At 64.0% G+C, this 12890-nt stretch carries 9 protein-coding genes and 3 pseudogenes; 7 read left to right on the top strand and 5 right to left on the bottom strand.

The window, feature by feature from the left end; all coding sequences use genetic code 11:
• Positions 1-72: 72 nt before the first annotated feature.
• From AC1DMA_RS04365 to AC1DMA_RS04355, 3 genes are all read right to left on the bottom strand, one after another.
• Complete coding sequence (locus AC1DMA_RS04365; protein WP_478143365.1) at positions 73-717, bottom strand: dihydrofolate reductase family protein; 645 nt, start codon at positions 715-717, stop codon at positions 73-75.
• Positions 718-847: 130 nt separating this feature from the next.
• Positions 848-2143: a lytic murein transglycosylase gene (locus tag AC1DMA_RS04360; RefSeq protein ID WP_478143364.1), complete on the bottom strand. Its 1296-nt coding sequence runs from the start codon at positions 2141-2143 to the stop codon at positions 848-850.
• 96 nt (positions 2144-2239) lie between these two features.
• Positions 2240-4936 (bottom strand): bifunctional acetate--CoA ligase family protein/GNAT family N-acetyltransferase, encoded by a 2697-nt coding sequence (locus AC1DMA_RS04355; RefSeq protein WP_478143363.1) that lies wholly within the window; start codon positions 4934-4936, stop codon positions 2240-2242.
• A 147-nt stretch (positions 4937-5083) separates the two neighbouring features.
• Between AC1DMA_RS04355 and AC1DMA_RS04350 the strand changes: the two genes are divergently transcribed.
• The 7 genes and pseudogenes from AC1DMA_RS04350 to AC1DMA_RS04320 all read left to right on the top strand — a co-directional run bounded on the left by AC1DMA_RS04350 (position 5084) and on the right by AC1DMA_RS04320 (position 12478).
• A complete protein-coding gene (locus AC1DMA_RS04350; protein ID WP_478143362.1) occupies positions 5084-8002 on the top strand; it encodes an adenosylcobalamin-dependent ribonucleoside-diphosphate reductase in 2919 nt (972 codons plus the stop codon).
• A 199-nt stretch (positions 8003-8201) separates the two neighbouring features.
• Complete coding sequence (wrbA, locus tag AC1DMA_RS04345) at positions 8202-8801, top strand: NAD(P)H:quinone oxidoreductase (protein ID WP_478143361.1); 600 nt, start codon at positions 8202-8204, stop codon at positions 8799-8801.
• A gap of 25 nt (positions 8802-8826) precedes the next feature.
• Positions 8827-9276 (top strand): ester cyclase, encoded by a 450-nt coding sequence (locus AC1DMA_RS04340; protein WP_478143360.1) that lies wholly within the window; start codon positions 8827-8829, stop codon positions 9274-9276.
• A 1-nt stretch (position 9277) separates the two neighbouring features.
• A complete protein-coding gene (locus AC1DMA_RS04335) occupies positions 9278-10048 on the top strand; it encodes an SDR family NAD(P)-dependent oxidoreductase (protein ID WP_478143359.1) in 771 nt (256 codons plus the stop codon).
• Positions 10049-10064: 16 nt separating this feature from the next.
• On the top strand, positions 10065-10919 hold the full coding sequence (locus AC1DMA_RS04330; protein WP_478127645.1) for a fumarylacetoacetate hydrolase family protein: 855 nt from the start codon (positions 10065-10067) through the stop codon (positions 10917-10919).
• A gap of 9 nt (positions 10920-10928) precedes the next feature.
• Positions 10929-11734: pseudogene (locus tag AC1DMA_RS04325) on the top strand (beta-keto acid cleavage family enzyme).
• An 84-nt stretch (positions 11735-11818) separates the two neighbouring features.
• Positions 11819-12478: a hypothetical protein gene (locus AC1DMA_RS04320; protein ID WP_478143358.1), complete on the top strand. Its 660-nt coding sequence runs from the start codon at positions 11819-11821 to the stop codon at positions 12476-12478.
• Positions 12479-12539: 61 nt separating this feature from the next.
• Here the strand turns inward: AC1DMA_RS04320 and AC1DMA_RS04315 are convergent.
• Positions 12540-12683 (bottom strand): annotated as a pseudogene (locus AC1DMA_RS04315) (IS6 family transposase); the annotation flags it as partial.
• A 21-nt stretch (positions 12684-12704) separates the two neighbouring features.
• A pseudogene (locus AC1DMA_RS04310) lies at positions 12705-12890 on the bottom strand (L-idonate 5-dehydrogenase); the annotation flags it as partial.

The following is a 12890-nucleotide window of genomic DNA, read 5'->3' as shown; positions in this document are numbered from 1 at the left end:
ATATGTGAGTCAATCATAGAGCGTCAACCTGACTGGAAGTTTCAGGTTCGGCAATTCAGTTTCCGCGGTGTGTCAGCGCTTCTTGAGAAAGACATGCGTTGCGCGTTCACCCGCGACTGAATCAGCACATTCATAACCCAGTGCATGCAAGTCGATGTCGCGAAAGAGATGCTCGCCGGACCCCAGCAGCACGGGCCTGAAGGCGAGATGCAGATCGTCGATGAGTCCTTCCTGAAGGTATTGCCTGACTGTCGATACGCCGCCTCCCAGGCGAATGTCTTGCCCACCCGCAGCGGCTTGTGCCTGTGCCAAGGCGACGTGGATGCCTTCGGTGACGAAGCGGAACTCGGTGCCGCCAGCCATTGCGAGCGGAGCGCGGGGATACTGCGTCAGCACGAAGACTGGCGTGTGATATGGCGGCTCATCGCCCCACCAGCCCTTCCAACGATCGTCTGGCCATGGGCCCCTCACGGGACCGAACATGTTTCGACCCAGAATCCACGCGCCAATGCCTTCGAAGGCTCGTTCTGCCATGTCGTTGTCGATGCCGGTTTCGCCGCCTTCGAGGCCCTGCATCTTTCGCCACACGCGCGTGGGAAAGAACCATTCCATCAACTCGGGCCCTCGAACGCCGAGCGGATTTTGGAGATTCTGATTCGGCCCGGCGCCGAAGCCATCGAGTGAAACGGAAAAGCATTGAACACGTAGCCTGGACATGGGAATCCCTTTGGACTTTCAAGAAAGAAGAAAAAAAGACCGCCGTGCAAACGCGCCCAATGTAGACGCAGCCTTGCCATGGTTCAAGCTGCCACCGCTCGCGTCCTTTGTTCGTTGATGGAGGCTTCGGCTACGGCTGCTGCAAACGCTGAAGCAATTGCGCACTGGGATAACCGTCTGCGGGCATTCCGATGCTGCGCTGGTAGCGGCGCACTCCATCGCGCGTGGCCGGCCCCATGACACCGTCGGGTGCGCCCGTTGCAAAGCCAAGTTGATTGAGCGCAGTCTGCAGTTCGATCAACTGGCTGCGCGAAAGAGTGCCCAAGTCGCGCGGCCAGGCCGCCTGCACGCCCGGGCCGCCATCCAGCCGTTGCGCGAGAAGCCCGACCGCCAGCGCGTAGCTGGTGGAGTTGTTGTAGCGAAGAATCGCGCGGAAATTCGGTCCGACCAGGAAGGCCGGTCCGCGCGAGCCGGCGGGCAGCAGGATCGAGCCGTCGCTGAAATCCGGCAGTGCGTTGCCGTCGATGCTCTTGATTCCTTCGGCCGACCATTGGGCGGAGGACTGGCGCACGGCCATGTCCGCGCGGGCGTACTCGAAGCCCTCCGGTAAGCGAACCTCGACGCCCCAAGGCTGCCCTGTTTGCCAACCTGAACGGGCCAGGAAATTGGCGGTGGAGGCAGTGACGTCGGCCATGCTGCCCCAGATGTCGCGCCGTCCGTCGCCATCCGCATCCACTGCGTAGGCCAGGAAGTTCGACGGCAAAAATTGCGTCTGGCCCATGGCCCCGGCCCAGGAGCCGATCATGCGTTCGCGAACGATGTCGCCGTTGTCGAGGATCTTCAGTGCCGACAGCAATTCGCGTTTTGCCCAATCTTCGCGGCGCCCTTCGAAGCCGAGCGTTGCCAATGCGTCGATGGTGGGTGTGCTGCCATAGTTGCCGCCGAAATTGCTTTCCATGCCCCAGATCGCGACCACGATGCTGGGCGGAACGCCATAGCGGCGTGCGGCTGCGTCGGCTTCGGTGCGCACTTGAAGCAGCTTGTCCTGGCCGAGCGCGACGCGTTGAGCTGTCACGGTGTTGTCCAGGTAGTCCCAGACGGAGCGCGTGAATTCGGGTTGGGCGCGATCGAGTTCGATGACGCGCGGCAGGAATTGAACACCATCAAAGGCGCTGTGCAGCGTTGCTTCGCTGATGCCCGACGCGCGCGCGGATGTGCGGAAGTCTGCGACCCACGCAGCGAATTTTTGCTGCAACGCTGCGTCGTCGGCGGGCGGCACTGCTGGGGCTGTTGGCGCTACTGGCGTTGCTGTTGCACGAGGCTTCGCCGTGGGTTGTGCACTCCCAGCGGCAACGGCAGGCGATGACGTCCCAGCGGGCGGCCCGGAGGCRCATCCCGCAAGGAGCGCGGCCGTCGCGGTCAACATCAAGGAGGCGATGCGAGGAAATCGAGGCAATATAGATCTGGCTTGTTGCATCTGCGGATTTTGACCTCCTGCGAGACGGCAACATCGTCGCGCGGTTCAGAGGTTGAAAGTCACCAGCCGGAAATCGGGATCCTCGTCGAAACGCTTGACCGAAAAGCCCAGTTTTCGCATCAGCTTCAACATCTCCGAATTGCTTGTCAGGACGAGCCCATCGATTTCCGAGAGGCCCTTCTCGCGCGCCGCTTCGATGATGCTTTCCATCAGTCTAGAACCGATGCCCTTGCCGCTGAATTCATCCGCGACCAACAGTGAGAATTCGCAGCTTCGCTGGTCGGGGTTGGTGATGTAGCGCGACACGCCGACGATGCGTTCCGTCTCGTGGCTGGCGCCCGACGCATCGGTGGAACGCTCGGAGAACACCGCCACGATCGCCATTTCGCGGTCGTAGTCGATCAGCGTGAAGCGCGACAGCATGGTCGCCGGCAGTTCCTGGAACCACGACACGAAGCGGAAGTAGCGGCTCTGCGGCGACAAGTGCTGCACCAGTTCCTGCAGCATCTGTGCATCGCCGGGGTGAATGGGCCGCACGGTGTACATGCCGCCGCCGGGCATCGGCCATTCGCGCTCGTGCCTGGCGGGGTAGGGGAGTATCGACAGGTGGTGATAGTCGTTCGAGCGGCCACTGGCTGGCCGCGACGCACTGTCGATCAGGATGCGGGCATCCACCGCCACTGCGCCCGAAGCGTCGATGATGATCGGATTGATGTCCATCTCGCGCAGCTCGGGCAGCTCGCACACCATCTCGGAGACACGCAACAGCAGTTGCTCGAGCGCCTCCATGTCGACCGCGCTGGCGCCGCGCCACTCTCCCAGCGTTTCCGCCACCCGCGAGCGCGCAATCAGCTGGCGCGCGAGGAAGGTATTGAGCGGCGGCAGCTCCATCGAGCGGTCGTTGATGAGTTCGATCATGGTGCCGCCCGCGCCGAAGACGATCACCGGGCCGAAAGGCTTGTCCGTCACCAGGCCGACGTGAATCTCGCGCCCACGACGCGCCCGGGCCATCTTCTGCACCGTCACGCCGTTGATGCGCGCATCGGGCATCAGGCGCCTCACGCGCTCCACCATGTCGAGGTAGGTGTCCCGCGCGCTGGCGCCGTTCATGATGTTGAGCGCCACCCCGTCCACGTCGGACTTGTGGCTGATGTCGGGTGAATCGATCTTGAGGGCTACCGGAAAGCCGAGTTGCGTCGCGATCATCATGGCCTCGTGCGCTGTGCGCGCCAGCAGGGTCCTCGTGATCGGGATGTGAAAGGCCGAGAGCAAGGTCTTGGACTCCATCTCGGTCAGCACCTTGCGCCGCTCCGCCAGCACGCTTTCGATCACCAGCCTGGCCCCTTCGATGTCCGGCTTGGCCATCGTCGACAAGGGCGGCGGGATCTGCTGCAGCAGTTGCTGGTTCTGGTAGAAAGCCGCGATGTTGCCGAAGGCACCCACGGCGGCTTCGGGCGTGCGAAAGGTGGGGATGCCCGCCTCGTTGATGATCGCCCGCGCCTCGCCCACCGACGCATCGCCCATCCAGCACGACAGCAGCGGCTTGCTGATGGACCGGTGCGCGCTGACGAGYGCGCGCGCCATGGCCGATGCATCGGTGCCGATCTTGGGCGAATAGATGGCGAGAAGGCCATCGACGGCCGGGTCCTTGCCGGCCGCCGCGATGGCCGCCTCCAGGTTGACTGGGGTGGCGTCTTCAGACAGGTCGATCAGGTCGGACAGCGACGCGAATGCGGGCAACTGGGGCGCCAGTGCAGCGACCGACGCGGGCGACAGCTTGGCGAGGTCGAGCGAGATTTCGTTGACCCAATCCGCCGCGAGCACACCGGGGCCGCCCCCGTTGGTGATGATGGCAAGCCGCCGTCCCACGGGCCGGTAGCGCGAGGCCAGGCACTTGGCGGCGGAGAAAAGCTCCACGAAAGAGCGCACCCGCACGGCCCCCGCGCGGCGAAGTGCGGCATCGAACACATCGTCGCTGCCGACGATGGTGCTGCTGTGCGTTTGCGCGGCTTCGTTGCCGGCAGGCTTGCGTCCGGCCTTCAGTACGACCACCGGCTTGGCGTTGGCTGCGGAACGCAGCGCGCTCATGAAGTGGCGCGCGTTGTTGATGCCTTCGAAGTACACGATGATGCTCTGCGTCTGCGAGTCGTGCGCCAGGAAGTCGAGCACTTCGGCAATGTCGAGACTGCTGTGCGGGCCGACCGACACGACCGCCGAGAAGCCCACCATGTTCTTGCGCCCCCAATCCAGCATGGACGCAGTGAGCGCGCCTGACTGCGACACCAGCGCCAGCGAGCCCGGCTTGGCCAGCGGCCCCGCGACGCTGGCGTTGAGTTGCAGATGCGGGCGCTGGAATCCCAGCGAGTTGGGCCCCAGCAGATGCATGTCCTCGCGCTGGGCGATCTTCTTGAGGGCCGCGGCTTGCCCGTTGTCGATGCCGTTCGATATCACCAACGCGGCCCGGCAGCGGATGCGCCCCGCCAGCTCCAGCGCGGCGGCGATCTCCTGAGGCGGCAGCGCAATGACGGCGAGATCCGCGCGGGCCTGGGCGAGATCGCCGAGCGTTCCACTTGTGTGGATGTCGAGGAAGTGGAGCGTGCCGGCAAAGCGCTGCGCGCGCAGGGCCTCCTGCAGTGCTTCGACGAGCACCGGCACGGACGGGCCGCCCGTTTCACCGCGTGCTCCGGCAAAGACGATGACGGAGGCAGGGGAAAACAGGGGTGCGAGGTAGTGCTTTTCCATGGGCTCGGCTGCGCTTCGGGCGCGGGAGCCACGAGCCTACCGCGACATGGTTCAAGAAGCAAAAACGGCGGCGCCGGCCCCGGGCTGGACGAAAGACCCGTTGGCATCGCATCATGTACGCCTGTGCTTCATCCGAGAGGGTGCGCCATGTCGACGGATACCGATGCCCTGAAGACTTCGCCTACGCCCACGCGCGAGACGCTGCCTGTGCAGCCGATCAGCCGCGAGGTGCTGCTCGAGAAGTACGCCAAGGACGACGAGCGCAGCATCGCCGACGTCTGTCGGCGCGTGGCCCGCGCGGTCGCTCAAGCCGAGAAGCCTGAGTTGCGCGCGCAATGGGAGTCGCGCTTCCTGCGTGCTCTGGAAGATGGCTTCCTGCCTGCGGGGCGCATCCAGTCGGCGGCCGGCACGGCCTTGTCCGCAACGCTGATCAATTGCTTCGTGCAGCCGGTGGGCGACTCCATTGCGGCCGACGACGAAGGCTATCCTGGTATCTACGTCGCGCTGACCGAAGCGGCCGAGACCATGCGCCGTGGCGGGGGCGTCGGTTACGACTTTTCGCGCATTCGCCCGCGCGGCGCCTGGGTTGAAAGCACGCGGTCGAGCGCATCCGGGCCGGTGTCCTACATGCGCGTCTTCGATCGTTCATGCGAGACGGTCGAGTCCGCGGGTTCGCGCCGGGGCGCCCAGATGGGCGTCTTGCGTTGCGACCATCCGGACATCGAGGAATTCATCCATGCCAAGGACGAGGGCGACCTGAGCAATTTCAATATCTCGGTCGGGTTGACGGATGCGTTCATGAATGCGGTGCAGGAAGACAAGCCTTTCGAACTGGTGCACCGCGCCGCACCGGGACCGCGCTGGAAAGGCGGCGGTGAACGCCAGCGCGAAGACGGCCTGTGGGTCTATCGGTCGGTGTCGGCGCGCACGCTGTGGGACCAGATCATGCGATCGACCTACGACCATGCGGAGCCTGGCGTTCTGTTCCTGGACAGGATCAACCGCGACAACAACCTCTCGTACTGCGAGAGCATCGCGGCCACGAACCCCTGCGGCGAGCAGCCGCTGCCGCCATACGGCTGCTGCTGCCTGGGCTCCATCGACCTGACACGGTTCGTGCGCCATCCTTTCGAAGCGGATGCTGTTTTCGACGAGGGGGCCTTCGCGCGGCTCGCGGCCGTGGCGGTGCGCATGCTCGACAACGTGCTGGACATCTCCGTGTGGCCCCTGGAGCGCCAGAGTGAAGAGGCGCGCAACAAGCGCCGCATCGGCCTGGGCTTTACCGGGCTCGGCGATGCGTTGGTGATGCTGAACCTGCGCTACGACAGCGCCGCGGCGCGCGATGCCGCCCGGCGCATTGCGGAGGTCCTGCGCGATGCCGCATACGGAGCATCGATTGAACTCGCGGCGGAGAGGGGCGCCTTTCCGCTGTTCAACGCCGACCTCTATCTCAGGCGCGACACCTTCGCCTCGCGGCTGCCCGCGTCCCTCAAGGAGCGCATCCGTGCGACGGGCCTGCGCAACTCGCATCTGCTTTCGATCGCGCCCACGGGCACCATCAGCCTCGCCTTCGCGGACAACGTCAGCAACGGCATCGAGCCTGCCTTCTCGTGGACCTACACGCGCCGCAAGCGCACGCCCGAAGGCGACTTTGAAGAGCATGCGGTCGAAGACCACGCATGGCGGCTGTACCGGCATCTGAAGGGAGAGGCTGCGCCGCTCACGGAGGCTTTCGTGACTGCGCTGCAAATGAGCGCGCAGGCGCACGAGGAAATGGTCGCGGCCGTGGCGCCGCATGTGGACACGGGCATCTCGAAGACGGTGAATGTGCCCGCCGACTATCCCTATTCGGATTTCAAGGACCTGTATCTGCGTGCCTGGAAGTCCGGCCTGAAGGGCATGGCCACCTATCGGCCCAATGCCGTGCTGGGCGCCGTGCTGAGCACGCCATCTTCGGCCGGTGCGCAGCAACCCATGACGATCGATGCCGGCCCGCTGAACGAACGGTTGCTGCTCGAACGCATGCCGCAGCCGGTGCTCGCGTCACTGCGCTGGCCGGGCCGCCCGGACCTGCCGGCGGGGAACGCCGCGTGGTCGTACATGGTTCGTCATCCCTACGGCGAGTTCGCTCTCTTCATCGGCGAACTGCCAGAAGATGGCAAGCAAGCGCCCTTCGAAGTGTGGATCAACGGCGCCGAGCAGCCGCGTGGCCTGGGTGCGCTGGCGAAGACACTGTCGATGGATCTTCGCGCCAAGGACGCCACGTGGATGCGCCTGAAGCTCGATGTGCTGACCACCGTGCAGGAAGAGCGTTCGTTCGAGATGCCGTTTCCGCCGAACGGAGAGATGCGGCGTTTTCCTGGCGTCGTGGCGGCCACCGCGGCGGTGATCCGTTGGCGATGCGAGCAGTTGGGGCTCTGGCAGGGCGACGAGGGCGAGAAGGGCGCAGAGGGCGCGGCCACGCCGGTCATCGACGCGCTGTTCAGTCGCGAGGAGCCGCAGACCGGGCCCAACGGAACGCTCGCCTGGGCCGTGGACGTGCACAACCCGGCAAGCGACGAGACCTTTACCTTGATGCTCAAGGAAGTCCTGCTGCCGGACGGGCAGGGCGGCAAGGTTGCCCGGCCGTGCGCGCTGGGACTCTCGGGCAACTACCCGAGGGCTTTGGACGGGCTGGTGCGAATTCTGTCGCTGGACATGCGCGTGCTCGACCCGGCATGGATCGGCATGAAGCTGCGCAAGCTGCTCAACTACGCCGAGCCCCTGGGCCACTTCATGGCGTTTGTGCCGGGGTTACCGGCGGGCAGCCAGCGTCAGCAGGTCTGGCCTTCGACCGTTGCTTATGTGGCGCGGCTGATCATCCATCGCTATGCCATGCTGGGCGTGCTCGACGCCGAGGGATATCCGCTGCGGGCGATGGGCATCCTGCAAGCCCCCGTGACCATGGCCGACCAGCCGCTGCCCATGCTCGGCGCCGCGTGTCCCGAATGCGGCAACGCCACGATGATCCAGAAGGACGGTTGCGACTTCTGCACGGCGTGCGGCCACATTGGAAGCTGCGGCTAGCGAGGTCCGCGGGAAATCGGCTGCCATCGGCTCCGACGATGGATGCCATCGAGACAAACAGGCTTCCGGGAGAAATGACGAGCTCCTAGTCTTCAGGCATGTCATCGCAGCACGCCGGAGTCCGCTACGACAGGACCCCGGTAATGACGTCGGCTCGCGGCCGCTGCGTTCGGCCGCACCAGCAACCCTGGAGATCATCATGAGCAAAGTTCTTGTCCTGTATTACTCGTCCTATGGCCACATCGAGAAGTTGGCCGAAGCGGTGGCCGAGGGCGCGCGAAGCGTGGGGGCGCAGGTGGACATCAAGCGCGTACCCGAAACAGTGCCCCTGGAGGTCGCGAAGGCCGCGCACTTCAAGCTCGACCAGACGGCGTCCATCGCGGCGATTGCGGACCTCGAGAGCTACGACGCGATCGTCGTGGGTACGGGCACGCGCTTCGGTCGCATGTCATCGCAGATGGCTGCATTCCTCGACCAGGCCGGTGGGCTTTGGATGCGTGGTGCTCTCCACGGCAAGGTCGGAGGCGCATTCAGCTCATCTGCCACGCAGCATGGCGGCCAGGAGACGACGCTGTTCTCGATCATCACCAACCTGCTGCACTTTGGAATGACCATCGTCGGGCTCCCATACAGCCACCAGGGCCAGATGAGCGTCGACGAGATCGTCGGAGGTGCTCCCTACGGGGCGACCACCGTCGCCGGAGGCGATGGATCGCGTCAGCCGACGCAGATCGATCTCGCGGGTGCGCGGCACCAGGGCGAGCTGATTGCAAAGACGGCAGCCAAGCTGTTCGGTTGAGTCTTGACCCTTCCCGGAGAACATCATGAGCACCACGAACGCTGCGGGCGAAGCGGCAAAGGCCCTCATCCGCCGCAATACCGAAGAGGTCCAGGGTGGTGGCAACTACGCGCTCTTCGATGAGCTCTTTGCCGATGACTTCCTCGACCACACGCCGCAGCCCAATTGCACGCCGGACAAGGCTGGCGCCCTGGGCCTCTACAAGACGCTGCGCACCGCGTTTCCGGACTTTCACGCGGACATCCATTGGCAGCGTGTCGAGGGTGACGTCGTGACGACGTTCAAGACCTATCACGGCACGCACCAGGGCGCCATGTTCGGTATTGCGCCCACTGGACGAAAGATCCACTTCGAAACCGTCGATGCCATGCGCGTTCAGAACGGAAAGATCACAGAGCACTGGGGCGTAGCGAATCTCTTCTCCTTGCTGCGGCAACTCGGCGCCTGGCCGCCAGCCATGCAGGGGCAGGATTGACATGAGCAACATTCTCGAAGGCAAGGTCGTCCTCGTCACCGGCGCGGCCAGCGGCATTGGACGGGCCATCGCGATCGGTGCTGCCCAGCATGGTGCAAAGGCCGTCATCGTCTCGGACATCACCGAGACTTCCAATGAAGGCGGCAGCACGACCGTCTCGGAAATCGAGGTGCTTGGCGTCGCCGTTCGTTTTCATCGCACGGACGTGAGCAAGCGTTCGCAGGTCGACGCACTGCTCGATACGGCTTCGGAGTTCGGCGGAGTGGATGTGATGGTGTGCAATGCCGGCATCACGCTGCGTTCGGACGGTGCCGATGTAGCCGAAGAAGACTACCGCCGGCTGATGGCTGTGAATCTCGATGGCGTTCTGTTCAGTGCTCAGGCAGCGGCGCGGCAGATGAAGGCGCGCGGCAGGGCGGGCAGCATCATCCTGATGGCCAGCATGGGCGGGATCGCCGGTGCTGGCATGACCGTGGCGTACTCGACGAGCAAAGGCGGTGTCGTGCTGATGGCAAAGGCCCTTGCCGACGCGCTGGGACCTGAAGGCATTCGCGTCAATTCAGTCGCCCCAGGAATCATCGACACGCATCTTCTGCGCACCAATCCCGCGATTGCCGCCGTATCCGACGGCTTCAGGCAGCGCACGCCGTTGCGGCGCCTCGGCAAGCCATCGGAGATTGCCGATGCGGTCGCGTGGCTCGGCTCCGACATGTCGAGCTACGTCAGCGGCATCGCGCTTCTGGTCGACGGTGGCTTGCTTTCCGTGATCTAGCAACAGGAATCACACCATGCGACTTCTAGCATTCAACAGCAACGGCAAACCTGCACTCGGCCTGCGTATCGATCAGGAGATCGTCAACCTTACTGCCGAAGGTTTGCCTTCCACGCTGGATCAACTGCTTCGCGCCGGGTCCGCCGGCATGGAAGCAGCCAGGCACGCCGGAGAGACCGCGCGCAGCCGATTGCATGCGTCGGAGATCGCATGGCTGCCTCCTGTTGCCGCGCCCGCGAAGGCTATCGCCGTGGGGCTGAATTTCGTGGACCACGTGGCGGAGAGCCGCTTCGAGCCGCCAAAGTACCCTGTGCTTTTCCATCGCTACCCGAGTTCATGGGTGGGGCATGGCATGCCGCTGGAGCGGCCGCACGTGTCTACCCAGTTCGACTACGAAGGAGAGCTGGTCGTAGTGATCGGGAAGGCGGGCCGCTACATCGACAAGGCGCGTGCACTGGAGCATGTGGCTGGCTATTCCATATTCAACGACGGCTCCGTTCGGGACTACCAGACGAAGTCCGCTCAATGGATGATGGGAAAGAACTTCGACCGGTCTGGGTCCTTCGGGCCTGAATTCGTCACTGCCGATGAACTGCCTCGCGGCGCGGTGGGGCTGCGCCTGCAAACCCGCCTCAACGGTCGGATCCTGCAGGATGCCAATACGCGCGACATGATTTTCGACGTCGAACGCCTCGTCGCCGTCTGCTCTGAGCCCTTTGCGCTGGAGCCCGGCGACATCATCATCGCAGGCACGCCTTCGGGCGTCGGCGCAGCTCGAAATCCACCGATCTTCATGAAGGCAGGTGACGTCTGCGAAGTGGAGATCGAAGGCGTCGGATTGCTCTCGAACCCCGTCATCGACGGCGACTGAGGAAAACCAATGTCCGATCCGCGCAAGGTCATCGTCACCTGCGCCATCAGGGGCGCGATCCACACGCCCTCGATGTCGCCCTACCTGCCAGTGACGGCAGCCGAGATCGCGCAGGCTGCCCTGGATGCAGCCAGCGCGGGCGCGGCCATCGTGCACCTTCACGCACGTGACCCGTCAGACGGTCGGCCCAGTTCGCGCCCGAGGTCGCGTCGCTCAACATTGGTTCGATGAATTTCGGACTCTACGAGATGCTGAATCGCTTCAAGGAGTTCAAGCACGACTGGGAGCGACCGTACCTGCAGAACAGCGACGATCTCGTCTTCCGCAACAGTTTCAGGGACATCGAATACATCCTGAGGTCATGCTCGGCCAATGGAACGCGCTTCGAGATCGAGTGCTATGACATCGGCCACCTCTACACCGCTGCGCATTTTCTGGATCGCGGTCTCGTCAAGGGGCCGCTCCTGATTCAGTCCGTGTTCGGCCTGCGCGGCGGCATCGGCGCGCACGTGGAAGACCTGATGCACATGCGCCGAACGGCTGAGCGCCTGTTCGGGGATGCATACGTGTGGTCGGTGCTGGGTGCGGGGCGCAATCAGATCCCCATGGCGACCCTGGGAGTTGCTGTCGGCGGCCATGTGCGCGTGGGACTGGAAGACTCGTTGTGGGACGGTCCGGGTCGTCTCGCTCGCTCCAATGCCGATCAGGTCCGCCGCATCAGGACAGCCATCGAGGCGCTTTCGCTCGATGTCGCCACGCCCGATGAGGCCAGGCAGATGCTTCGCCTGAAAGGGCGAGACGCCGTGAATTTCTAGCCCAGGCTGGACACGGAATCACCTCCTGATTCGGCAGCGGCGAGCCCGCTATCGCCGATCGGGAATTCACCAGGAGTAGAGAAGATGACAACCGCAAATCTGTCCGGGCGCAGCCCAGCGCTCAATACAACCGACGCGCTCACCCTCATGCGCATTCCGCCGAAGTTCGACGTCACCGAGTGGCCGCGACAGGTCGAACGCTTTCTGGAGCAGACACAGAAGCCCTTGCACCGGGCAATCCTCAAGAACTATTTCCGTCACCTTCTGCTGGAGGTTGCCGGTTATTGGGATCAGATCATCGTGCCCGAACTCACGATTGACGAGCCCATGTACCGCGTGGGAGATCGCAGGGAGATGCGAGTGTTATCGGGAAAGGTAGCCGTCGAAGGGTTCTACAGGGAAGCGTTCGAGACCCGGCAGAACGTCATGGGTGCGCGCACCATGAACATGGGCGCGGAGGACTATGGCGTCACCACGGAGGCCGTCTGGACCCACGTGGTGCCCGGCAGCTGCCTCGGGGACCACGACATCGATGCCGATCCCGGTGCCTACTACCTCATGAACCACCATCTGTTCCAGATCTTCTCGTACACCAACGACCCGCAGCCGAAGCTCATTGCGGAGCGCATCTACGATGACCCGGAGAGCTATAGCTACGAAAAGCTCGACCCCGCGGATGTGGTGACGCCTGAAATGGCGCGCGAACAGCTGGCCCCCTTTCTGGCGCGGGCGACCCTCGACTGACGTGAAGGGCCTTGTCACGTTGAAGGTGAATGGTCGCAACATCGGCAGGCGGCGTTGCGATTCAGAAGGCGGCAAGCGGATTTTGGGTGAGGCCCGTGAAAAGACGCCAGGCGTCGAAGCGCGCAGCCAGTTGCTTGCGATAGAGCGGTGGGCGCAACAGGTGATGCTCGAGCGCAAAGTGCTGGCGGATGGGATCGAAGCTCGAGAATGGCGCGAGGGGATGCGTTCACTCGAAGTTCAGCAGCACTTTCATCGCCYGCGTACGATCGGCCGCCAGCGCAAAGGCGCGGGCCGAATCGCGGTACGACAGGGTTGCCGATATCAGCGGCTTGACGTCGACCAGCCCCTTGTTGAGCAGTTCGACGGCGACCGCGAATTCAATTCCTCGTGAAAGCGGAAGGCTCCACGAAGA

The organism is Variovorax sp. 05N34 (assembly GCF_056397405.1).
Note: the sequence above shows the minus strand (reverse complement) of the source record. Positions and strands in the feature narration are given on the sequence as shown.